20 protein-coding genes are annotated in these 22683 nt (G+C 46.1%); 11 read left to right on the forward strand and 9 right to left on the reverse strand.

Features of this window, described 5'->3' with window-relative positions:
• Positions 1 to 8: 8 nt before the first annotated feature.
• Positions 9 to 917, reverse strand: a complete 909-nt coding sequence (locus KFE96_RS15685; protein WP_255833487.1) for an alpha/beta hydrolase — start codon at positions 915 to 917, stop codon at positions 9 to 11.
• 101 nt (positions 918 to 1018) lie between these two features.
• Between KFE96_RS15685 and KFE96_RS15690 the strand changes: the two genes are divergently transcribed.
• The gene (locus KFE96_RS15690) at positions 1019 to 2179 is read left to right on the forward strand and encodes a glutathione S-transferase family protein (RefSeq protein WP_255833488.1); all 1161 of its coding nucleotides are present in this window, start codon (positions 1019 to 1021) and stop codon (positions 2177 to 2179) included.
• 30 nt (positions 2180 to 2209) lie between these two features.
• Here the strand turns inward: KFE96_RS15690 and KFE96_RS15695 are convergent, their stop codons facing one another.
• From KFE96_RS15695 to KFE96_RS15710, 4 genes are read right to left on the reverse strand one after another with little or no spacing between them, the layout of a single operon-like run.
• Positions 2210 to 2656, reverse strand: a complete 447-nt coding sequence (locus KFE96_RS15695) for a GNAT family N-acetyltransferase (protein WP_255833489.1) — start codon at positions 2654 to 2656, stop codon at positions 2210 to 2212.
• A gap of 17 nt (positions 2657 to 2673) precedes the next feature.
• A complete protein-coding gene (locus tag KFE96_RS15700) occupies positions 2674 to 3225 on the reverse strand; it encodes a GNAT family N-acetyltransferase (protein ID WP_255833490.1) in 552 nt (183 codons plus the stop codon).
• Complete coding sequence (locus KFE96_RS15705; protein WP_255833491.1) at positions 3209 to 4375, reverse strand: HupE/UreJ family protein; 1167 nt, start codon at positions 4373 to 4375, stop codon at positions 3209 to 3211. Before KFE96_RS15705 ends, KFE96_RS15700 begins: the two co-directional genes overlap by 17 nt.
• Positions 4375 to 5175 carry a SurA N-terminal domain-containing protein gene (locus KFE96_RS15710; RefSeq protein WP_255833492.1) on the reverse strand — a complete coding sequence of 267 codons (801 nt, stop codon included), beginning with the start codon at positions 5173 to 5175 and terminating at the stop codon, positions 4375 to 4377. The genes KFE96_RS15705 and KFE96_RS15710 overlap by 1 nt, the downstream gene beginning before the upstream one ends.
• 94 nt (positions 5176 to 5269) lie before the next feature.
• Here KFE96_RS15710 and KFE96_RS15715 point away from each other — a divergent pair, with 94 nt between their 5' ends.
• The 3 genes from KFE96_RS15715 to KFE96_RS15725 all read left to right on the forward strand — a co-directional run bounded on the left by KFE96_RS15715 (position 5270) and on the right by KFE96_RS15725 (position 7775).
• The gene (locus KFE96_RS15715; protein ID WP_255833493.1) at positions 5270 to 5893 is read left to right on the forward strand and encodes a TetR/AcrR family transcriptional regulator; all 624 of its coding nucleotides are present in this window, start codon (positions 5270 to 5272) and stop codon (positions 5891 to 5893) included.
• Positions 5894 to 5996: 103 nt separating this feature from the next.
• A complete protein-coding gene (locus KFE96_RS15720) occupies positions 5997 to 6689 on the forward strand; it encodes a glutathione S-transferase family protein (RefSeq protein WP_255833494.1) in 693 nt (230 codons plus the stop codon).
• 36 nt (positions 6690 to 6725) lie between these two features.
• Positions 6726 to 7775: a trans-acting enoyl reductase family protein gene (locus KFE96_RS15725; protein WP_255833495.1), complete on the forward strand. Its 1050-nt coding sequence runs from the start codon at positions 6726 to 6728 to the stop codon at positions 7773 to 7775.
• Positions 7776 to 7802: 27 nt separating this feature from the next.
• Here the strand turns inward: KFE96_RS15725 and KFE96_RS15730 are convergent, their stop codons facing one another.
• Positions 7803 to 9401 (reverse strand): EAL domain-containing protein, encoded by a 1599-nt coding sequence (locus KFE96_RS15730; protein ID WP_255833496.1) that lies wholly within the window; start codon positions 9399 to 9401, stop codon positions 7803 to 7805.
• Between the two features lie 248 nt (positions 9402 to 9649).
• Here KFE96_RS15730 and KFE96_RS15735 point away from each other — a divergent pair, with 248 nt between their 5' ends.
• The 7 genes from KFE96_RS15735 (at position 9650) to KFE96_RS15765 (ending at position 17059) form a co-directional block, all read left to right on the forward strand.
• Positions 9650 to 11497: an alkaline phosphatase gene (locus KFE96_RS15735; RefSeq protein WP_255833497.1), complete on the forward strand. Its 1848-nt coding sequence runs from the start codon at positions 9650 to 9652 to the stop codon at positions 11495 to 11497.
• A 268-nt stretch (positions 11498 to 11765) separates the two neighbouring features.
• A complete protein-coding gene (locus KFE96_RS15740) occupies positions 11766 to 12824 on the forward strand; it encodes an efflux RND transporter periplasmic adaptor subunit (protein ID WP_255833498.1) in 1059 nt (352 codons plus the stop codon).
• 25 nt (positions 12825 to 12849) lie between these two features.
• Positions 12850 to 13545: an ABC transporter ATP-binding protein gene (locus tag KFE96_RS15745; RefSeq protein ID WP_247016819.1), complete on the forward strand. Its 696-nt coding sequence runs from the start codon at positions 12850 to 12852 to the stop codon at positions 13543 to 13545.
• Positions 13542 to 14831: an ABC transporter permease gene (locus tag KFE96_RS15750; RefSeq protein ID WP_255833499.1), complete on the forward strand. Its 1290-nt coding sequence runs from the start codon at positions 13542 to 13544 to the stop codon at positions 14829 to 14831. Before KFE96_RS15745 ends, KFE96_RS15750 begins: the two co-directional genes overlap by 4 nt.
• Positions 14832 to 14844: 13 nt before the next feature.
• Entirely contained in the window at positions 14845 to 16035 is a 1191-nt protein-coding gene (locus KFE96_RS15755) for an ABC transporter permease (protein WP_255833500.1), read from the forward strand.
• Between the two features lie 129 nt (positions 16036 to 16164).
• The gene (locus KFE96_RS15760) at positions 16165 to 16608 is read left to right on the forward strand and encodes a YiiD C-terminal domain-containing protein (protein ID WP_255833502.1); all 444 of its coding nucleotides are present in this window, start codon (positions 16165 to 16167) and stop codon (positions 16606 to 16608) included.
• A gap of 61 nt (positions 16609 to 16669) precedes the next feature.
• Entirely contained in the window at positions 16670 to 17059 is a 390-nt protein-coding gene (locus tag KFE96_RS15765; protein WP_255833503.1) for a nuclear transport factor 2 family protein, read from the forward strand.
• A gap of 40 nt (positions 17060 to 17099) precedes the next feature.
• Here KFE96_RS15765 and KFE96_RS15770 read toward each other — a convergent pair whose 3' ends face one another.
• The 3 genes from KFE96_RS15770 to KFE96_RS15780 all read right to left on the reverse strand — a co-directional run bounded on the left by KFE96_RS15770 (position 17100) and on the right by KFE96_RS15780 (position 22671).
• Positions 17100 to 18476: an amidohydrolase family protein gene (locus tag KFE96_RS15770; RefSeq protein WP_255833504.1), complete on the reverse strand. Its 1377-nt coding sequence runs from the start codon at positions 18474 to 18476 to the stop codon at positions 17100 to 17102.
• A gap of 132 nt (positions 18477 to 18608) precedes the next feature.
• Complete coding sequence (locus KFE96_RS15775; protein ID WP_255833505.1) at positions 18609 to 19676, reverse strand: fatty acid desaturase; 1068 nt, start codon at positions 19674 to 19676, stop codon at positions 18609 to 18611.
• A gap of 181 nt (positions 19677 to 19857) precedes the next feature.
• Positions 19858 to 22671 carry a pitrilysin family protein gene (locus tag KFE96_RS15780; protein WP_255833506.1) on the reverse strand — a complete coding sequence of 938 codons (2814 nt, stop codon included), beginning with the start codon at positions 22669 to 22671 and terminating at the stop codon, positions 19858 to 19860.
• Positions 22672 to 22683: the final 12 nt, after the last annotated feature.

A 22683-nucleotide genomic window follows, 5' to 3' on the forward strand; every position in this document is an offset into this window, starting at 1 on the left:
AATCCCCCTTAACCCCAATGTGGTTCAAAAAAATTGCCAATATCTTTAATAGCGCGCTTGCCTTCCGGAATGATCCGCGCGCTGAAATGCCAGACATGATGCACCTTTGGCCACACATCCAGTTGTACCATGCCACCTTCCTTTTCCACCATTTCAGCAAGACGCACAGCGTCATCCCGGAGGATTTCATCCTGCCCCACCTGAAGGATCATAGGAGGCAGCTTTGCCTGGCTACCAAAATGCGGCGAACAGCGCGGGTCGTCCACCGCACAGTCACCACGGAACTGGTCTGCCGCAAAACTGATCCCACGCGGATCAAGCATGCTGTCTTTTTCAGCATTCTCTGTTGTGCTTTTCCCGGAACCTGTCAGGTCTGTCCAAGGTGCAATCATTGCAAGAGCTACAAGCTGCTTGCGGCCACTGTCCCTAATGGCGTGCGCCATGGAAAGTGTTAATCCGCCGCCCGCAGAATCGCCACCCATGGTGATAGAAGCATCAGGTTTTTGCGCTACAACATAATCGTAAGCTGCGAGGCCTTCTTCTAGCTGCTGCGGGCATTTCGCTTCAGGGGAAAGACCATAATCAAGAAGGAATACGATTGATTTGGACGCGGCAGAAAAACGGTAAGCCATTTCTCGGTACGCCTTAGGGCTACCCCACGCATAACCACCGCCATGATTATAAAAGAAGATGCGATCTTCGCGAGCACCGGGTGCGCTTACCCATTCGCCTTTAACACCATTTTCATCCACCTTTTCGATTTTCACATCTTTGGGTGGCGGTGGCAGGAGCTTTTCCATCCCGCCAAGAACTTCAATAAAATGATTACCAAGCATTTCAGGCGACGCATCTTTATGCTCCTTCGGCCTGAAAGCCTTCCTAATCTGGCGTCTTACTAACCACGCACGAAGTGACATATGGCTCCCCTTCCAAATCACAACTTCTTCAGGTGCCTTGACACCTTCACAGCGAGCCATATTAATGACAATCATTATATAGTCAATGACCGGAGCTACATATGACCAATTCATCTGCCTACATTATGTATGGCTGCCCTGTTTCGCTTTATACCGGCAAAGCCCGCAGCTATATGCGAAAGAAGGGCATCTCCTATACCGAACGGCTCCAGAGCCATCCTGACTATTTTGAAAAAATTGTTCCGAAGGTTGGCCGTATTGTTATCCCGGTTATTGAAGCAGAAAACGGGGATACGGTTCAGGACACTACAGAAATCATTGATTATCTTGAAAACAAGCACGATAGCGGTAGCGCCTATCCTACCGGCCCAAAACAAAAAATCCTGTCCCTGATTTTTGAACTATTCGGCGATGAAGGCCTTCTTAAACCAGCCATGCATTACCGCTGGAACTTTGATGACGACAATGATGATTTTATCTCGCTAGAGTTCGGGCGTTTTATGAACCCGGTGGCAGAAGACGATGATGCAAAGCAGCTAGCCGCTATGCCAAAAGCCAAAATGAGCGGCCTGCTTCCCGCTCTTGGCATTACCGAGGAAACAAAAGAGGCTATTGAAGCGGGCTACCATGATCTACTGGACGCACTGAACGCCCATTTCCTGAAACATCCCTACCTGTTTGGTGGCGTGCCATCTATTGGTGACTTTGGCCTTTATGCGCCACTGTATGCACACCTGGGCAGAGACCCTGCCCCTAGCTTGATCATGAAGAAAAAAGCCAACCGGGTATGGCGCTGGGTGGAACGCATGACAGCATCTGATGCCGACATGCCTGAATTCCCTGAGCTCTCACCAGCATTCTATGATGATGATCAGATCCCAGAGACAATTACCCCCATCCTAGAAGTAATCGCGAAGGATTATCTGCCGGAACTTAAGGGGCTTGTTGGTTTTATCAACCAGCACCTTGCCGATAACCCAGAAATTGGCGAAGGCGATGCTGTTATTAAAGATGCCAATGCTCGTTCGCTTGGCTTCTTTAAAGCAACCATCAGAGATACGGAATTCAGCTTGGTCGCGCGCCACTACAGCATTTGGATGCTGCAGCGTGCGCAAGATGCATTTGCTACGCTTTCGAGCGCTGATGCTGAAGAAATTCGCTCTTACCTATCAGAGATTGGCCTTGAGGAAATACTTGATCTAAAAACGAAGCGCAGAATTGAGCGCGATACCTTCAAAGAGGTTTGGGGCAAAACCCAATAAAACTAAAAGGGCGCCCACGGCGCCCTTTTCTTAGAATTTCAGAACCATGTCTACATGGTCAATGTTATCGAGATCATAAACCTCTGAACAAGTTACAAAACCCAGATCGCTATAAAACTTCTGAAGGTGCGCTTGTGCGGCGATGAATATCTCTGAAGCATCAGTTTGCTTGATCACATCAATTGCATCAGCGATTAAAACGGCGCCCAGTTTCTTGCCTCGGTATTTCTCAGCCACAATCACACGACCAAGTTTCATTACAGAACTATCATCAGGGCTCATAAAATACCGGAGATAAGCGGCTAAATCCTCACCTTCAACAATCGAACAGTGAACCGATATTTGGTCAAGGCCATCGATATCTTGATAAGCACAGTCCTGCTCAACCACAAAGACCTCAGACCTTAGCTGGAGTATACGGTAAAGCTCCTCATTAGTCAGTTCCGTAAACCTCTGATATCTGATTTCACTATTCATAACTTAATACATCTTTCTTATTCTGAAGTGCTCGGGTTGATCTTTGCCCTCAGGACATGATCTTCCCACTTACCCGCAATTTTCAGATAGGCTTTTGCTAGACCTTCTTCTTCAAAGCCAAGCTTTTCGAGAAGTGCTGCCGAACGCCTGTTAGCGGGCATATGATTTGCCATCACCCTATGTAAATGCAGTTTTTCAAAAGCAAAGGTAACTACTTCACTTACTGCTTCCAGCATAATGCCTTTACCTTCATGCTTTTGAGAGATGGAAAAACCAAGATTACAGGCATTGAAAGGGCCCAACACAATGTTTGAAAGCTCACACATGCCAAGCATTTCTTCTTCCGCATCATCCATGACGCAGAAGAAAACACCCTTGCCTTCAGCGATATCATCAAGCTTATTCTGAATGCGTATTTCCCATGCATCCACGGAGTGAAAACCTTCAGGCCTAAGCGGTTCCCAAGACGCAAGATGCGCTTCATTATTCTGATAATAATCAGAAATCATCTGCGCCATTCCGTGCCTTGGGGTAATGAGTTTCAACGCAGCATCATCCCAGATAAACACGTTCTGCGAACCAGAACATTCCAACCATCACAAGGCCCACGCTTGTCGCTAATTCCAAAACAGGTCTCGCTTCTTTAACCAGTTTATCCAACATCCACACTACAGCGAGCACGGCACCAAGGAAGATCAACTGCCCAATTTCAACGCCAACATTAAACCCAAGAAGCGCCCAGATGGTATCTGTTTGCGGCAAACCAATTTCTGATAGAACACCATAGAAACCAAATCCGTGTAGCAGGCCAAAACCGAGGGTTACAATAGGGAGCATATAGCGCGGCTGTTTTTCTTCGGCTTCCATTGCGGCACCCCAAACACAGTATGACAAAAGCCCAATCCCAGCCCATACGAGCAACGGCAAAGTTTGTAGAAGCAGATAATCAGCAATAGCGAGAGCACCAACAAACATAAGTGCTCCAGCAAACACTTTACCCGGCTTCTCCGCCACATGAAGTGCTCGCTCAATCACTGTGAAAGCAATGGTGAAGGCAATAAGCGGTTCCACCACTTCAGGGATCGGATCAAGTACCCCGAGTGAGCCAAGGATAAGAGTAAGGCTGTGCCCAAGTGTAAAACCAGTCACACACCAGAACAGTGCCTTCACCGTACGCACGGCAATAAGAAGCGCTAAAAGAAACGCCAAATGATCAAACCCTTCAAGGATATGGAAAACACCTAAACCACCATATTCAACAGGAGAGGCGCTTATAGTACCTTCACCGAATTCAAGAACTGGCTTTCGAACAGAAAGTAAGCTCTCACCATTTTCCATATGAGCCAAATGCACGTGGCTTGGCGCACTTTCAAACAAATGCGAAAGTGAAGCAGAACTAGCGGCACAGTTAGGAGCAATCAGTGAAACGACATAATCGCCATTGGCTTTTACACGCACTTGTTCCACTTCCACCGAACACTGCCCCTCACCGGTGATATTCATCACTTTGGAGGCATACTGAGAAAGTGCAGCATTTAAGCTCATGCCACCCGCAAGCTTGTCAGCGACTAAAGCCTCTGCTTCAGCTCCAGACAGATTCCAATCAACTTTCACACCGCCATCAGACAAATGCCAATAAGATGAAGACCGACCAATTGAATGAGCATTTGCCGCAACGCTGGCAAACAGCATCAAACATAATAGAAATATCTGACGCATTATCTTAGCGCCTCATTCAATTCGATATCGGCTTCTGCTCTCAGTTTTTCGACATACTCTGCAAACAGCTTCTCACCTTCAACCCGGGTATAATCCGCCTGAACAAGCGCCTTCACATCACCAAAACTACGCGGGGATTGCTGTTCAATCTCATCAACAACCATATAAAGATAATCACCTAGCCGCTTATACGGACCCGATACCTCACCAACCTGTACTTGTGTGATTTGAGCAGAAGCTTCTTTTCCTAAATAACGACGAAGCAACCCAGCAGGTAGCGGTCGATCAGGCATTTCAATAGTTTCAGCATCCGTATTTAGAACATCAGCATTCACATTATCCCCAAAATCAGACTTCGCCAGATAAGCCGAGATCAGATATTTAGGAGACGGTGTATAACGCTGGATATTTTCAGCATAAAAAGACTGAAGTTCATCTTCTCCAACTTCTGCGCCTTCTTTTTCACTGATAATAAATTCTTTAAAGGCATCAATAATCGTGGCTTTAACCGTCGCATCACTCTCTGCAAGCCCCAATTCAGCGGCGCGCTCCAAGAGCAACTGCTCATTCACTAAGTTAGTAAGAAGTACAGACTTTTCGTTTTCACTTAGCCCCGCTTCGCGCGCTTTTTCGATTTGGTCAATCTTCGCGTTCAATTGATTTTGGGAAATCACGGCACCATTCACGACAGCAAGCGCATCTTGCGGAAACACATCATTTTCGCTATTAACGGATCCTACTGCGGCCAAGGCAATACCAGCCACTGCCCCAAAAAACAGTAAAACTTCTTTGTTTTTCATCCTGTTATCACCTTTTTAAATACACACTTGCGTTCATTAATGGCCATCATTAAAATAGTCAGTCACGCACAAAACAATCCATAAGGGGACACACGTGACCAATCAATCTGATGGCAAGACCAGACGCGCAGACGCTACACGAACCGCTCTTATTGAAGCCGCAGAAAGATTGATTGCTCAAAATGGTCTCGCTGATGTTTCAACGCGCGAAATCCTACAAGAAGCAGGGCAAAGAAATCAATCCGCTCTTCAATATCATTTTGGTTCAAAGGAAGGATTGATCAGCGCTACCATCAATGAACGCACAGGTCAGATGGATAAACGCCGGCAGGAAATGATTGAAAAACTGGGTGATGATCCCAGCATGCGTGAAATCCTGGAAGTAATGGTCCTCCCGCTCTGCGAGCTTATTGAAAATGATGCCGCTGGTAAAAATTACCTGATTTTCCTCGCGCAAGCTATTACTCAACCAAGCTGGGACCTGCGTGCTATCATCAAAGAATATGATATTAAGGGCCTCGATCTAGCGTATCAGTTTTATGATAAAAAACTCGCACACCTAAGCAATGAGGAACGCAAACTTCGTCAGGCGGTTGGATACGACCTTACAATATTGTCCCTCACCCGCTGGTGCCTTTCAGACGATGAAAACAAGCGATCGCTTGAAGATATGATTGAGTTTGTCATCAACAGTACCATTGCTGTGGTTGAAGGCTGATATAAGTCTCCCACTAAATTACAGAAGCGTGATTAGTCAGGTAGGCTTTTCGCGCTAGCTTACCATTAAACTACTATCAAAATTCAGCTCAAGGGGAGTTCATATGGGGTTGACAGTATGTGGTCTGGCAGGATCACCATTCTTTAGAAAAGTCTGTACGGTACTTAATGAAAAAGGCGTTGCTTACGATATTGAAAATCTAAGCCCGTTTGGTGCTGGGGATGAGTTCACAAAAATGAACCCTGCCCGCAGAATTCCGGTTTTGAAGGATTCTGATGTCGGCGATGATTTCGTACTGCCAGATTCCAGCGCTATCGTTCATTACATCGAACGCAAATACTCTAAAAACTCTTTGATGCCATCTGATCCAGTTGAATATGGCCGCGCCATGTGGTTCGAAGAATATGCTGATAGTGAGATGGCCAGTAAAATCGGCCTTGGTGTATTCCGCAAAGTTGTTTTCCCTCAAATGGCAAAACAAGCACCTGACCTTGAAGGCGCTATCGAAGTAATCCGCAACACTCTACCTGCCATTCATGATTATATTGAAGGCGAACTTGAAGACAAAGAGTGGTTAGCTGGGGACATGTTCTCTATTGCTGATATTTCAGTTGCTGTTCAGTATGGCAACCTTGCATTCACTGGATACGCACCCTCTGCTGAACGCTGGCCTAACCTTGCCGCCTTCATGCGCCGTGTTGGCCAGAAAGAAAGCTTTGCAGGGCTTCACATGCGGGCTGCAACATACTTTGCAGAAATGAAGAAGGTTGAACTAGATCCTACCGAAGGTCTCTAGGCAATATCGTTAAAGTCCACTGAAGAGGAACTACCCATGTCAGATAACTGGATGATCTATGGTGCTACAGGCTACACAGGCCGTCTTATCGCAGAAGAAGCCAAAGCCAGAGGCTTAAAACCCACATTGGCCGGTAGAAATGCTGAGAAGGTGAAAGCTATAGCTGATGAGCTGGAGTTACCATGGGCCGCTTTCTCTGTGGACGACAAGCATGCAGTTGAGGCCGCGTTACAGGATAAAGCACTGGTGCTTTCCGTGGCAGGCCCCTTCTCTGCTACAGCGGATCAGATGACAGATGCCTGCATTGCAACAGGCACGCATTACCTTGATGTAACCGGCGAGATTGCCGTTTTTGAACTCGCTGCAAGTAAATCCTCCAATGCAGAAAAAGCAGGTGTCACCCTTCTTCCAGGTGTTGGGTTTGATGTTGTTCCAAGTGACTGTATTGCAGCTCACACCGCAAAACGTGCATCTGGCCCAACAGATCTCACTCTCGCTATCTTTGGCTTGGGTGGCGCTTCTCGCGGCACTGCAAAAACGGGCGTGGAATCGCTTGGCACCGGCACTAGTATTCGCCGGGGTGGCCAAATCAGTAAAACATCAAAACCAATGTTCCGTAGTTTTGAATTTGATGGCGAGAGCCATGAATTCATCGGCGTATCATGGGGGGATGTATCAACGGCTTACCACAGCACAGGTATTGATAATATCGAAGTATATTTCCCAAATGCCGGCCCTATTAAAAGCATGGCAAAGATGAGCAAGAATTTCGGTTGGCTGATGCGCCGAAAGTTTGTGCAAAACTTCCTCAAAAAGAAAATTGATGAAATGCCTGCTGGCCCAACAGCGGAGCAGCGTGCCAAAGCTGGAACGCAAATTCTAGCGGAAGTAACTGATAAAGACGGAACAATTTACCGTTCCATACTTAGCTGCCCTAACGGATATTCACTCACCGCTGACTCAGCCGTAACTTGTGCAGAAAAGATACTCGCAACCAACGGAAAGCTTGGCTTTCAAACACCATCCAGAGCTTTTGGAGTGGAACTGCTAAAAGACTTAAAAGATTGCTCTATAAAGGATTTATAAAATAAGGGGCTATAAGCCCCTTTTTCTTTAACTTGCTTTAGCCTTTGGCATTACCAGTCCAGCATTAGGTTTACCAAAATAATATCCTTGGCCAAAATCCACCCCCATGCTGCGCAACAGCTCAGCATGCTCTTTTGTCTCAACCCACTCACCTACAGTTACAATGCCCAAATCTCGACATAAGGTAACCATTGATCTTAAGAAAGCTCTGTCTTCTTTGCTTTCTGTGGCATTGCGCACATAATCCCCATCAATTTTCAGCGCATCAATCTGTAGTTTCTTGAGATACTGAAAACCTGAAGCTCCCGCGCCAAAATCATCCAAATATACCCGGAAGCCTTCATTGCGAATTTCACTTAGAACCTCACCAAGAGAATCCAGGTCTGAAATTTTTGCAGACTCTGTGATCTCAATTGATAGGTAACGTTTCAGGTCTTTATTACCTTTAAGAGTAGCAACCAAATCAAGCTTAAACTCTGTATCAGATAAAGACCGCCCGGAGATATTGACGGCGATTGAAGGCGTTTCACCAACATTACCAAGCTCTCTGATTTTCCTGATGGTACGGTAAAGAACTGCTTTATCAAACTCGAGGATCAATCCAACGTCTTCAGCAAATCGGATCATTTCCCACTGGCTACTGATCATCTCAGGTAAATCAAAACGCGCAAGCGCTTCATAGTGATGAACATCGTTAGATTTCAAATTCACAATTGGTTGGTAGACAAGCGAAAAAGCACCTTCATCAAGAACCTTGCGGAAGGCCCTCACACGTTCAGCAGTGCCACCTATTAGTTCATCGCTTTTCGCCGCGATTTCGGAAACATCAAAACCATCCGAACCATCTGCAAACTGCTGCAAGCTGAAAGCAAGTGCCCGCATGCTATCCTTTTCGCTTAAGTTCGCATCAGCAGCGTTAATTGTTGCAGCTTCAAGAGCAACACCCGTTGCTTTCTTGATTGTCTCAACATAATCAACCTTTTCACTGCCCTCTTTACGTTCATGGACAAAGGCGAACTTGTCGTTAGCTAGCATAGCTGCATGACTGCCGCCCACGGAAAAGCTTTTCAAATAGTTTTCCAGATCACGCTGCTGCCCAGTATCCAGTCTTTCGCCCTCACCAGCTTCAATAACAGTTACCTGCATATTGTCTTCAGCTTCAGGATTACCTTCAAACAAATCTTCCAGTCGCTCGAAGAACTCAGCTTTATTCTCTTCTAGTTGAGCAGGGGAAACCGTGGATGAAACGTTGCTACTTTCTTTTTGGCCCAAGCGATAAGGCTTAGATAATACAATATAGAGTTCATCCGGCGCATGCGGCAGTTTGGACATAAAAATGGAATAGCGTTCTCGAACTGCTCCTTCACCACCAACTGAAACCATAAAAGGCCCAAGCCGATTGGCACCCGTTAAGGTTTTAGCTGCTGAGGTAATAATCCCAGCGCCTTTTTCCGTAAGTAGATCAAGAAAACAAAAAGACTGGTCGGGCGTGATACCAAGTGTGCTTTTCACAGCCCCATCTGCGTTCAATACCTTATAATCTTTATCCAGTTCCAACAGCAAATCGCCTACGCAAAACGCGTAGCCCAAAAACCTTCCTGGGACTTTGCCTGCAATATTAGCCACCGAAAAGAATACCCCCACAAAAAAACAAATGAACTCTAATGCCCATATTCATCATGTCTCCTAAAACTATTTGGCATAGATTCAGTTAGGAAAAAGTAAATTTCCTAATCAAACAGTCAAAAACGAGAACACGAATAACTAAACTCTAATGTGTAACGTTAACCAAAATGTAAAATCATAAGTGTTGATTTCCAGTTTTGGGCACGCCATTGTCTCCTCTAATCACTGTCATTAAGAGAGATATATTTATGTTTAAGAAGCCAGTTTCAGGGCCGAACAGGCGACATATTCTTACAGGTATCGGTGCAACTACAGCTCTGTTGGCAACAGCAGGCACCACAGCAAGAGCTGCTACAAAAGCGGGCTTTCATCATGGGGTTGCGAGCGGTGACCCTCTTCAGGATGCTGTTATCATCTGGACCCGCTATTACGGCGAAGATATTGCTAACAAAAACATCTCTGGCGCATGGCAAATATCTGAAACCCCTTCGTTTGAGAATGTAATTAAAGAAGGTAGTTTCAAAACGGGACCATCCAGAGATTTCACCGTCAAGGTAGATGTTCAAGGCCTAAAATCTGGTACCCAATATTATTATCGCTTCTCAGTTGGGAATACTGTTAGCCCAACAGGTTCTACCAAAACATTACCGGCTGACGCAAAGGAAGCAAAATTGGCAGTGGTATCATGCTCTAATTACCCACAAGGGTATTTCAATGTTTACCGCAAAGTAGCTGCCCGGCCTTTTGATGCTGTACTTCACCTTGGTGACTATATCTACGAATATGGTGACGGCACATATGATAACCCGGAAGCTAAGGAAAAAGGGCGCACAGTAAAACCTAAAACTGAAATCATCTCGCTGGATGATTACCGTACGCGTTACGCCCTTTACCGCAGCGATGATGATCTGCAGGCGGTTCATGCTGCTCATCCTTTCATCTGTGTTTGGGATGATCACGAAGTAGCAAATGATACCTGGAAAGATGGTGCACAAAACCATAATGAAGGGGAAGGTCCGTTTGCCGCACGCCGAAAAGCCGCCATGAAAGCCTATTATGAATGGATGCCAATTCGTGAAACAGCCGCAGTAAACGGTGATGCCATATACCGTACCTTTGAATTCGGTGACCTCGCATCACTCATCATGCTGGATACAAGAAATATCGGGCGTGACCGGGGTTACGACTATCAGAAAGACCTACCTTACCGCTCTATTCCGTTTAATTTCTCAGATCAGGCAAATCCAGTCGCGGTGCTGGACCCTGCAGCGTTGAAGAATATTCCTACGGCTGCCATTAAATTTATTCCAGTACCTTTTGATCTTCGCGGCAAACGCCCTGTTCCAATGACAAACCTCGCGGAAATTCAAAAGCTGGATCCTAAGAAACTTCCAAAAGGTTTCAGTTACCTGCCAGATGTGGAAAAATTCAACAAAGAGATGCTGCACCACGAAGAACGCACACTTTTAGGCAGCACTCAGGAAAACTGGTTATCTGAAGAGCTTCAAAAATCAAAAGCTGCAGGCAAACCATGGCAAATCCTTGGACAACAGGTTCTCGCTGGTAAGCTGGGGATGCCATCTATCGCCGATGAGCATATTGATATTGGTAAATCCAAATATGTTTCCAAAGAGATCATCGCGTTTATGCGTATGTTGGGCCAAATGGGCATGCCCCTCAATCTCGATGCATGGGACGGTTATCCAGCTGCCAGAGAACGCGCTTTTAAAGCCATTAAAGAACATGCGAACAATGCTGTATTCCTCGCGGGTGATACTCACAATGCTTGGGCCTTCAACCTCACGGATCAAGCGGGCGATAATGTTGCAGTTGAGCTCGGCACACCAAGTGTCAGCTCACCAGGCTTAGAATCTTATCTACCTGCCCCAACCAATATTGTTGAAAAGGCACTCATGGATGCCAGCCCAGAACTGGTGCATATAAACGGTAAAGACCGTGGCTGGCTAGAACTTACTATTAGGCCAGAGGAAATCTCTGCTGAATGGTTCTATGTTTCCTCGGTTCTTGAAAAAGAATGCTCTGTTGAAAGCGGGAAAAAGCTAGTTTCAAAAGCCGGCAAACACACGCTTACATAACACGCCAATCCAAAAGGGGTGGGCGAAAATCCTACCCCTACTGCCATTTACTGACATACCAATCCAATAAAACTAACTCCCGTAAAACTCATAACCACTTTTTTTTAAAATTAAGAGTGACTCTTAAAAAGACATCTGAAACAGTATGGATGTTGCACCTGAGTTTTGAGTTACTATATATATATTTATATAGTTATCCTCTGCTGATCTAATGTGATACCATATTCATATGGGCCAGCAGTGAGGCACTTTGTTTGGGGAGTTAACAATGTCAGACAAAAGCGAGCTGCTAAACCAGCTCAAGATTGAACGGGAAGAGGAAACACCCTCCGACGGCGTATCAATTGTAACCGTTATTATCGTTGCGCTTCTATCGCTTGGCGGGGGTGGGCTTGGTGCCTATGCTCTATTGGGCAATCAAACAATCAACACAGAAGCAGCCGCCCCACCACAAACTGCATTACATGCTGAAGCGCAAACAACCGAAGACAGTGGTAAGATTACTGAAGCTGCTCCAAACAAGCCGGCACCTTCTGTAACAGCAAGAAATAATAAAGTATTGGATGCCGCTGGCTATATTACGGCCCGCCGTATTGCAACTGTTTCTGCCCAAACACTTGGCCTTATCACCGAGGTATATGTTGAAGAAGGTATGGTGGTAGAAAAAGGGCAAGTTCTGGCAGAGCTGGATAGTGCGATACCGCAAGCAAACCTCAGATTTGCTCAAGCGCAAGTCAGGGCTTCCGAAACACGCGTTGCCAGTATTCGAGCTAACCTTGAGGAAGCAAAACGTGTTCTCGCACGCAGAGAAGACCTAGTAAAAAATGAATTCTCCAGTGTCGCTCAAGTAACCAGCGCGCAAGCGAGCGTTGCCAGCCTGGAAGCAAACCTTGCCACCGCCATAGCTGATATCGAAGTTTCACGTGTTGAAGCACAGCGCCAACAGGAACTTCTGGACGATCACACAATCCGAGCACCATTTGCAGGCGTGGTAACTGTGAAAAACGCACAAACCGGTGAAATCGTCGCACCAAGTTCCGCAGGTGGAGGCTTCACACGAACAGGTATCTGTACCATCGTTGATATGGCTTCACTTGAAATCGAAGTAGATGTGCAAGAATCTTTTATTGGCCGAGTAAAGCCAAACCAACGAGTAGAAGCAAAGCTTGATGCTTATCCTGACTGGACAATTCCAGCTTCCGTAATTGCCATTATTCCAACAGCTGACAGGGCAAAAGCCACAGTACGCGTACGCATAAGGCTAGAATCAAATGATCCACGCATCCTGCCAGATATGGGCGTGAAAGTAGCCTTTCTAAAAGCATAACTGACGTTGATCAGAGGGGACCAACATGACAGACGAAACACTTTACAGCCTTCAGAAAGTGTCAAAAGGCTTTGTTAAGGGTAAGGAAAAAATCACCATCTTTGATGGCCTGGATATGAGCATAGAAAAAGGCGATTTTCTTGCCATCATGGGCCCTTCAGGCTCAGGTAAAACCACACTTCTCAATATGCTTGGGGGCGTAGATCAGCCAACAGGTGGTGAAGTTTGGTTTGATGGTAGCCGCGTTGACAAACTTTCTGAGGGTAATCTTGCCAAATGGCGCGCTAATAATATCGGTTTCATTTTCCAGTTCTATAACTTGATGCCAATGCTTAATGCAGCCAAGAATGTTGAACTCCCTCTCTTACTTACAAACCTAAATAGTAAGCAGCGCAAAAAAAGCGTTGAAGCTGCTCTGGAACTTGTTGGCCTGTCAGACCGTGCTAAACATATGACCAATGAGATGTCTGGGGGTCAGCAACAACGTGTCGCTATTGCCCGGGCTATTGTTTCTGATCCGAAACTACTTCTCTGTGACGAACCAACAGGTGATCTGGACCGCGCAACCGCAGATGAAATTCTTGAAATGCTTCAACTTCTGAACCGAGAGTTTGGTAAAACCATTGTTATGGTAACTCATGATCCAGCTGCCGCCAAATATGCCAAACGTACCCTTCACCTGGATAAAGGTGAATTCGTTGAGAAGGACTTGGTGGCATGAACGGCGTCCTCACATTATTTAAGTGGGTATTCAGGATAATAACGGCACCCGTCTGGGTACCTTTTTGGATACTTTGGAAACTTGGGGAAGTAACAGGCTTAAATGCTGTTATTGAAGCCATTGCAATGTCTACAGGCTTTTATGTCGTCTATAAAAACCTGACAAGAAAACCGCTAAGGTTATCCCTTACTATGCTGGCTATTTTTGTAGCCTTTACCATTTACGGTACGCTTACAGCGTTCCAGAACGCATTTGATGCTGGTGTTGAACTATCTGCTGATGATCGTCTGGTGTCCGTGAACAAGATCAACTTCACACAGCCTCTACCAATCAGCTACGTAAACCGCGTACGCCCAATGGAAGGTGTAGCCAGCGTTACCCATCTCAATTGGTTTGGCGGCTACTATCAAGACCCGCAGAATGTAATAGTTACATTTGCTGTTGATGAAGGCAGCTTTTTCGATGTCTACGGTGAAGATCTCGTCATGAGTGAGGAGGCAAAAGCAGCATGGCTTGGCAATCGCCAAGGCCTAATTGTTGGAGAATCTATAGCCCGCCTGAACGGCTGGGAAGTAGGCCAACGTATTCCTTTAAATTCAAACATATTCTCACAGCAAGATGGCTCTTCTGACTGGGACTTTGACATCGTCGGTATTTATACTGGGTCTGATCCCCAGATTGATACAAATTCAATATACTTCCACTATAAGTATTTTAATGAAACACAATCTTTTGGCGGTAATTTCATTGGGTTCATGGCGATTAAAACCGAAGACCCTGATCTAAATGAAGCTGTTATCAAACAGGTGGATGACTTGTTCGCCAATTCACCATTCGAAACTGAAACAGTACCCGAAAAGGTATTCAATAAAGGTTTCATTGAGCAAATTGGTAATATCCGCCTGATCCTTTCTTCAGTTGTCTTGGCGGCATTCTTCATCATTCTAGTTATCGTTGGGAACTCAATGGTACTGGCTGTACGAGAACGCACCAGCGAGATCGGCGTACTTAAAACACTGGGTTTTACATCCCCCCGTATCTTCCGAATGGTTCTAGGGGAAAGCTTCCTGCTATCTATCATGAGCGGCAGCCTGGGTATGCTTGCAGCCATGGTAATGATAGGCGTGGTAAACAATGCGCCAATCCAGCTACCAACGCTTGTCATGACATCTGACCTAGCTATTGAAGCATTTACTTACATGGCGCTACTCGGTTTCATTACAGGCATTATTCCTGCGGTGAATGCCCTCCGCCTCAACATTATCACTGCGCTCAGCCGTAACTAGAAAGGAACAAGACATGACGAAAATCCTTTCACAAATCTGGGTCGTTATCGTGATGAATATCACCAGTATCGGCCAGCGTATCTGGATGTCACTCGCAGCTATCTTTGCTGTAGCTGTTGTGGTTGCCGTACTTCTGTCCTTCCTTGCGATGACAGAAGGCTTTTCAAAAACACTTGAAGGTTCAGGTTCAAACACTGTGGCTATCGTAACCCGCAGTGGTTCTCAATCTGAGCTAAACAGCGTATTAAGCCGAGAAACGATCAATATCGTAACAACCGCCCCCGGCATTGCAAAAGATGCAAACGGTGATCCGATATATTCTCCGGAACTTTATGTAATCGTGGACGGGATCAAAAAAACAAGCGGCACTGAAGTTAACCTGCCAATGCGCGGTATTTCATCAGTTGGTTTTGAACTCAGGGATCAGGTTTCTATTACCTCTGGTCGCATGTTTGAAACTGGTAAAAATGAGATTATTGTTGGTGAAGGTGTACTCCGTGAGTTCGCTGGATTTGAACTTGGCACCACTGTACGCTTTGGTAAAACCGAATGGGAAGTAGTTGGAACCTTCTCAACAGGTGGTAACGCGTTCGAAAGTGAACTTTGGGCTGATGCACCAACACTTCAAAGTCAATTCCAAAGAGGCAGTTCCTTCCAAACCATACGGGTACTACTTGAGACACCAGACGACGTCTCCGGCATGGCTGAGATGGTTGAAAATGACCCTCGCCTGTTCCTTGATGTAGTAACAGAGGCCGATTATTTTGCGCAGCAGGGAGAGGCACTGAACGGCATTGTTATCTTTGGTTGGGTAATTAGTATTTTCATGTCGGTTGGCGCCCTCGCCGGCGCTCTTAATACCATGTACACATCCGTTGCCAACCGTGCAGGCGAGATTGCCACGCTAAGAGCCATTGGTTTTAGTAACACCTCTGCTTTCTTTGGCACGCTGGCAGAATCTATAGTGCTGTCGGTAATAGGCGGCTTTGTTGGCGCAATGGCATCCTACCTATTTATGGACGGTTTATCTGCATCAACTCTTGGCGCAAGCTTTACGCAAGTGGTGTTTAAGTTTGAACTAACAACAGACCTATTTATCAACGGTGCTTTCCTTGCTTTAGGTATTGGTCTCATTGGCGGCATTTTCCCAGCTGCGAGAGCTGCTCGCTTGCCAGTGATTGTTGCCTTCCGAGGTGCTAACTAGTTAAGCGTACAAGCCAAAACAAAAGGCAGAGCTTTGTCTCTGTCTTTTTCATATTTACCATTGATGACGCTACGGAAACTGCTAATAATTTCGCTTCCCTGACTAATTACTGATTAAGCGGATTTCATTATGCAAAAAGAACTTCAGGATTATCTTTTCAGCCATATCCCAATTTCAAAAGCAATGGGTGCTGAAGTTATAGAGGCATCAAATGAAACGGTAGCTGTAAAAGCCCCCCTCAGTACCAACATCAATCACAAAAGCACAGCCTTTGGCGGCAGCCTGCAGGCCATCGCCACCCTATCATGCTGGAGCCTTCTGCATATCAACCTGCGCGGGATGACCAATACTGGTGAGATCGTTATCACCAACAGTAATATTGATTACATTAAACCAGTAACTGCTGATTTCACGGCCTATGCCAGCTTGCCAGACGAGCGCCGCTGGCAGCAGTTTATTCGCACATTTGAACGCCGAGGCAAGGCCCGTATTCAACTTACAGCTCACATCTATCAGGATGATGAATTAGCGCTGGATTACACAGGTACTTTCGCCGCCATCGCGCCAGAATGATTGCCAATAAAGCTGCTCGGCCTACATCATCTTCAAGATGATTATTGAGGGAGTTTTTTTTATGGCAGACACAGCAGTATTTTTAGAAAAATGGCACAAGGCCGTTCATGATCAAGACCTTGAGTTACTATCCTCTATTATCGCAGATGATGCCTCTCTACTATCTCCAGCTTTCTGGCGACCCAGAGAAGGTAAAGCAAAGGTGGTCGCTGTACTCAAAGCGGTAACCGAAACCTTTGTGGGACTGACCTACACAAAAGAATGGATCAGTGGGAACGAAATTATCCTTGAATTCAATACTGAAGTTGAGGGTAAAAACTTAAAGGGTATCGACCGCATTACACTCAATGATGATGGTCAACTCGCTGAGATTGAAGTCCTTATCCGCCCAATGAACGGCCTTATGGCACTTGCACAAGCACTAGGGCCCAAGCTCGACGGTGTTGCATAGGCCTTAAATGAAAAGCCCCGCTGATCACGGGGCTTTTTTCTTACTTCAGGTTACCTTCTACAGGCTGGCCATCCTTCTTATAAACAGTACCGCCCTTCATAACAAAATCCACCTTTGAAAGCAGGTTGATATAGCGAAGCACATCACCTTCAACGGCGATAATATCAGCGTACTTACCAGCTGATACAGTACCAAGGTCTTTATCAACACCCATCATCACCGCAGGCCAATATGTAGCGGAACGGATAGTATCCATAACCGGGATATCAAATTCGTGAACCCATGCCGCCATTTCATTCCAAGTGCTTTGGCAGTGGAATTTCATTGGAATACCACTATCTGTTCCCACAAGGAACACAAGCCCTGCTTCCCTAAGCTGACTTATTTTTTTCTTCAGCGTTGGTTTTCTAAGCGGCGTTAAAGCAGAATATCCAAGCTGCCCCGGGTTTGAAATTGATGCTTTGATATCCGCAATCGTTTCTGGCTCTAACCCACGGTGCCAACATGTGCTATCCAGTTTCTCTGGGTTGTCTACTGTCAGGTCATAGTTAAAAAGTCCCTCGACGGTTGGTGTCCAGTAAAGCGGGCCACCAGCAACACGGCCTTTTGCGGTGCGTTCCTTGAGCTTTTCCATAATATCGGCAGGATACTCAGGTGCTGTGGTTAATCCTGTATGTTCAAAATTATCTACACCGATCTCAAGACCGCGTCTAATTTCGTCTGGCCTGTGAGAATGAGCAACAACCTTCATACCGCGTTTATGCGCTTCATCAACAATAGTCTGCGCTACATTTAAGTCCATCTTATCTTGATCAATCAGCTTGATGATCTCCATCCCTCTATCAGCCAGCTGTTTAACGCGGGCTTTCGCTTCCTTCACCGTTTTAACAGACCAACGGAAAGCCTCGGTGCCAGCGGGCACCTCATATTGAAGGAAAGGGCCAGACGCAAAAACACGCGGCCCCGAAATCGTGCCATCATCAAGACGCTTTTTCAGAGATACTGTATCCTCAAGCGGCGCACCCAGATCGCGCGTAGAAGTAACACCCGCAAGCAATAGGTGCTGAGCCGTGGCAGGCATAATCTCACTGGATAATTTATGAATATATGCTTTATCCCAATAAGGATAATCACTATGCCCACTAAGCATAAGATGGGCATGGCTTTCCCAAAGCCCTGGCAGCACATCCATGCCTTCGGTTGAAATCACTTCATAACCGTCAGGCACCTGGAGTGTCTTAATCGTACCGACCTTCTCGATACGGTCGCCATCAATTAAAATAACACTGTTGGCGATTGGTCTGTGACCAAAACCATCAATAAGCCGTCCGCCAACCAGCGCTTTTTTATCGCCAGCTAACAAATCGTCGGTAAGCATGCTGGTGGCAAGCGCACACGCAAGTATCAATTTTTTCATGAAACTCTCCCCTTTTCCGAGCAAAGCTGAACAAAAATATTCAACTCAGTCAACAAGGGGAGCAAACACCTTCCTGTGAGGCATAAAAAAGGCCCGCAATAATGCGAGCCTCAAAACTTTATAATAAACCATCTATTCAGCAGGTTTCACCTTCACTTCACGCTGCGCCTCTTTGGCTTCTTTCCACAACCGAGCAAGAGCAACGAACAGGTTCTTACGAGTCGCGTAAAGATACGGACGGTTATCCTCAAGTTCTGCAATCAAACGGCGGCGCGCTTCACCAAGATGGTGATAAGGCATACTTGGGAACAAATGGTGTGTTGCATGGAACCGCAGCCCAACAGGTGCCCAAAGCGGTGTGATAAGTGGGTTGCCCGGCACATCAATAGAATCGTAAAACTCTTCTGTACGAGACATACGTTCATCACCTGGGTTTTTGTATGCATGCGCTACAAAGGTGCGCACAGTGTTCAGGATGAAAATCACCACTTCCACCGCATACCAAACACCTAAAAGTTCAAGTGGTAATACACCTGTATAAAATCCAGCGATTGCTGCAAGCCCGAACAAACACGCACCCCATTCCTGTAGTGCCCATGTGCGGTCATTCTGCTTAGTGCTTTCAGGACGCTCGTACATTAGGTCAACAGTAAGCGAAGATACATGACGCCATAGAAGTTCACGGAATTTCGGGTGCAAATATGAAATCGGCGTAAGCACGATAAAGCGGAACGCAAATACAATAGGCACCACGCCAGCCACAACAATATAAAGCGGCAGCTTCCAAGGTGTTTCAATACCGATTGGCAGATATTCACCATCTTCTTTTGTACCGTAAATCTGCGGCTTATGATGATCAATATGTACACCTGCATAGGTGAATGAAGGCACCATAAGCGGCACGCCACATGTAGCATTCCACACAAAGCGGAAAAGCTTAAAGGTATTACGTTTCAGGTGAGAAAGCTCGTGAATGAAAATAACAGCACGGTAAAGCGCAACGGCAGCAACAAGTACGCCAGCAACCTGCATACCTGACATAAACGGACTGATCGTTGCCATCCAGATGGCTGCCCAGCCAATAATATTGCTCACCATAAAATCTACCCAGTAGATTGTAGGATTAGGTGTTTGCAGCTCTTTAACAATTTTTCGTGCTTCTCTCAGAGGAAATTCCATCTGAGTTACATCCGTAGACATTTCTTTCTCCGAACTCAACTAATGTGCACCTCACCATCGAGGCTGGGCGCTCTGATATCATAGTTTTCACTAGCTTACATCAAAAGCTTTGGGTTTGACCGTGGTCAAAATTGACGCACTAAACCTCTGTGCCTCTATCAGCCATGAAATAAGGATTAAATTATGGCAAACAAGCCCTCCCCTATTCCGTTGGCACAATCTTAATGATAAAGGCTTTCTCTGGTTGAAGATATTTAGCGGCCAATTCCTGCATATCTTCGCTGGTAGTTTCCTTCCAACCTGCTTCTACAATCTTGATACGCTGAACGCTCTCAGGTTCGCTTTGCGCCCGACTGATGCGGCTAAGCCAATGATTGTTAGATTTCATACTGGCTTGAACACCTTCCAGAAGCGGCTTGCGTGCTCGCTCAATCTCATCGTCCGTGAAGCCTTTAGTCACCGCCTCAGAAATTTCAGCATTCACCACATCAATAATCTGGCTGATATCTTTTGGATCAAGATCTGCTCCAACAGCAATATAGCCGAAATCAGGGAATACATTTGATTCAAGATTACTCACGCTCGGTGCATAAGCAGCACCAACACGTTCACGCACCGCGTCACGCACCTTCTGGTTTAAAGCCGACGTCAGAATATCCAGTTTCGCACTGCGCGTAATGTCGGAATAATCTACAGTTGGCCAGTACATCTGAAGGATTGCCTGCTCTTTACCACCTTGGTGAGTAAGTACTTCCGTACCCGCCGATGGGAAATGAACTTCACGTCCCATGTCATAGGGGCGAGGCATCGCTTCACGGAGCGGTAAAGCACCAAGTGTTTGTGCGAAAGCGTCTATGGTTTCTTCCACATCAATATCACCCACGATTGTTACCTCCAAAGCACTGGCAATAAGAGGTTCCTTCAAAAGGGTGCGAACATTTTGTTCATCAATCGCCAGCAGTTCATTTTTCTCAGGCAGGAAGAAGCGGTTGTCACCGCTATAAATCAAACGGCCGACCTGATTACCTGCTACAGCTCCCGGCGAGCTATCAAGGGATTGATATATTGTTTCCACTGATTTTCGGAACTGCACTAACGGTTCTTTACGGTAGGCGGGATCAAGCAAGTATGCGCCCCAAAGCTGCAACTGTAGAAGTACGTCTTTTGGTGTAACCGCCGAACGGAAGCTGTAGTTATCAAGCCCCGCTGCAATATTCGCAGAAGCCGTTCTGCCTGCCAAGACCTTTCTCAGGTCTGTCGCACTATGTGCGCCAAGTCCACCGCCCGTGAATACTGTCCCCATCAGAATATTAATGCCTGGCTTATCTTTCGGTGTGGCAATAACACCACCACCAAACCTTGCTCGCATCTGAACCGTATCATCCTGATAATCGGTCTTCATAATATTCAGCATGACATTGTTTTCAAAAAGAACTGCTTCTCCCTCGGTACCTTCAATTGGTGTACGAGAAACAATTTTTCCTGCTGGGCCAAACTCGGTATAGGCGAAAGCTTTAACCTCACCATCTTCATGCGGTGTCACTGCAATCTGCCCGGCCGCTGCTACTGCAGCCATTATTCTGGCTTCCGCGTTTTCCACCTGTTCATTGCTTACAAAGAAGAATTTTGGATGAGCTTTTGACCAAATCTCACGCATCGCATTAAGCATAGCATCTGCCGTAACCTGTTGCAGATACCGTTCGAACACTTCCATGTTTGTATCCGGCGCAGTGGCAACGCTATTGCTGTGAAAACTACCGAGAATGTAATTCGCCAAACCGCCATTAGGGCGTTTATCCGCGGCATTCACACCATACTCATAGCTGGTGCGCCAGTTGGCGTGCAGCTCTTTAATTTCAGCCTGCGTAAAACCAAATTCCAGTGCGCGGCGAAGCTCCACGATGGCTTCAACAAAAGATTGTTCCCATTTTTCAGGTTCAGAAGAGGCTGATAGTGTGGCGCTCTGTGCAACTTCATAAACACTGCCAAAGTTTGCACCAGCCCCCAGGAAGGTAGCTTTTCCTTCACGCACTAAATCTGTCATCCGGTTTGCGACAATCGAATGTGCTGCGCGCTTCACGAGGTTCTCAACCCGAGTTTCGATAGTATCTTCCGTTTTTTCATAAGGGGAATAAAGAGACATACTGATACTTGGCGTATCTTTTTCACCGTAATGAAATTTAGCCTTTGGGGTATCATTCTTTAGGTTCGCTGTATCCTTTGCATAGTCAAGATTACGCACATCGCCTACCGGCTGCCAATCACCGAACACCGCTTTAATTTTTTCCTCTATAGCTGCTTCGTCAATATCGCCAACAATTACAAAAAACGCATTATCCGGGCGGTAAAAAGCATTATAGAAATCCACCATAGTTTCTCTTGGCACAGTTGAGATTACCTCTTCAGTACCAATCGGGCGGCGCTTCATAAGACGAGAGTCAGGTAAAAGAAAATCAATACGTGCTTCATATGTCGCAAGAGCATGTGGATTAATACCGCGTTTCTCAGCAAGCACGACACCACGTTCACGTTCAATTGCATCAGCATCAAAGGTTATATTTCCTGCCACCTCACGCATGAGCATAAAAGATGCATCCAGCGTCTCCTGTTTTACATTGGGCAGATCAAGCTGGTAAATCGTTTGATCGTAAGAAGTGGATGCATTCACGTCAGCACCAAACGCCAAACCGTGACGCTGAAGGATTTTTACCATTTCACCTTCAGGAACATTCTTTGAACCATTGAAAGCCATGTGTTCAACAAAATGTGCGATACCGCGTTCATTATCATATTCATAGCGCGAACCAACACCTATCAAAAATCTGATAGCCGCCTGTTCCGCAGGGCCTTCATTTGCCATCACGGCATAACGCATGCCGTTTGCAAGTTGGCCGTATTTGATTTTCGGATCTGGTTTCAGATTACTGGTTGTATGAGGCCACTGAACAGTGCCTGCGGCGTAAGCTTGCTGGAAGGAAACAAAAAACAGTAACGCTATAAAAACAAACTTACGCATAAGAAAATCAGC

Source organism: Kordiimonas sp. SCSIO 12603 (assembly GCF_024398035.1).
Lineage (GTDB): Bacteria > Pseudomonadota > Alphaproteobacteria > Sphingomonadales > Kordiimonadaceae > Kordiimonas.

Coding starts and splice junctions, on each gene's coding strand:
- KFE96_RS15695 (WP_255833489.1), bottom strand. CDS start 2,656: ATGAATAGTGAAATCAGATATCAGAGGTTTACGGAACTGACTAATGAG.
- KFE96_RS15720 (WP_255833494.1), top strand. CDS start 5,997: ATGGGGTTGACAGTATGTGGTCTGGCAGGATCACCATTCTTTAGAAAA.
- KFE96_RS15760 (WP_255833502.1), top strand. CDS start 16,165: ATGCAAAAAGAACTTCAGGATTATCTTTTCAGCCATATCCCAATTTCA.
- KFE96_RS15690 (WP_255833488.1), top strand. CDS start 1,019: ATGACCAATTCATCTGCCTACATTATGTATGGCTGCCCTGTTTCGCTT.
- KFE96_RS15710 (WP_255833492.1), bottom strand. CDS start 5,175: ATGAAAAACAAAGAAGTTTTACTGTTTTTTGGGGCAGTGGCTGGTATT.
- KFE96_RS15735 (WP_255833497.1), top strand. CDS start 9,650: ATGTTTAAGAAGCCAGTTTCAGGGCCGAACAGGCGACATATTCTTACA.
- KFE96_RS15770 (WP_255833504.1), bottom strand. CDS start 18,476: ATGAAAAAATTGATACTTGCGTGTGCGCTTGCCACCAGCATGCTTACC.
- KFE96_RS15765 (WP_255833503.1), top strand. CDS start 16,670: ATGGCAGACACAGCAGTATTTTTAGAAAAATGGCACAAGGCCGTTCAT.
- KFE96_RS15745 (WP_247016819.1), top strand. CDS start 12,850: ATGACAGACGAAACACTTTACAGCCTTCAGAAAGTGTCAAAAGGCTTT.
- KFE96_RS15725 (WP_255833495.1), top strand. CDS start 6,726: ATGTCAGATAACTGGATGATCTATGGTGCTACAGGCTACACAGGCCGT.
- KFE96_RS15750 (WP_255833499.1), top strand. CDS start 13,542: ATGAACGGCGTCCTCACATTATTTAAGTGGGTATTCAGGATAATAACG.
- KFE96_RS15780 (WP_255833506.1), bottom strand. CDS start 22,671: ATGCGTAAGTTTGTTTTTATAGCGTTACTGTTTTTTGTTTCCTTCCAG.
- KFE96_RS15755 (WP_255833500.1), top strand. CDS start 14,845: ATGACGAAAATCCTTTCACAAATCTGGGTCGTTATCGTGATGAATATC.
- KFE96_RS15705 (WP_255833491.1), bottom strand. CDS start 4,375: ATGCGTCAGATATTTCTATTATGTTTGATGCTGTTTGCCAGCGTTGCG.
- KFE96_RS15775 (WP_255833505.1), bottom strand. CDS start 19,676: ATGTCTACGGATGTAACTCAGATGGAATTTCCTCTGAGAGAAGCACGA.
- KFE96_RS15740 (WP_255833498.1), top strand. CDS start 11,766: ATGTCAGACAAAAGCGAGCTGCTAAACCAGCTCAAGATTGAACGGGAA.
- KFE96_RS15685 (WP_255833487.1), bottom strand. CDS start 917: ATGTCACTTCGTGCGTGGTTAGTAAGACGCCAGATTAGGAAGGCTTTC.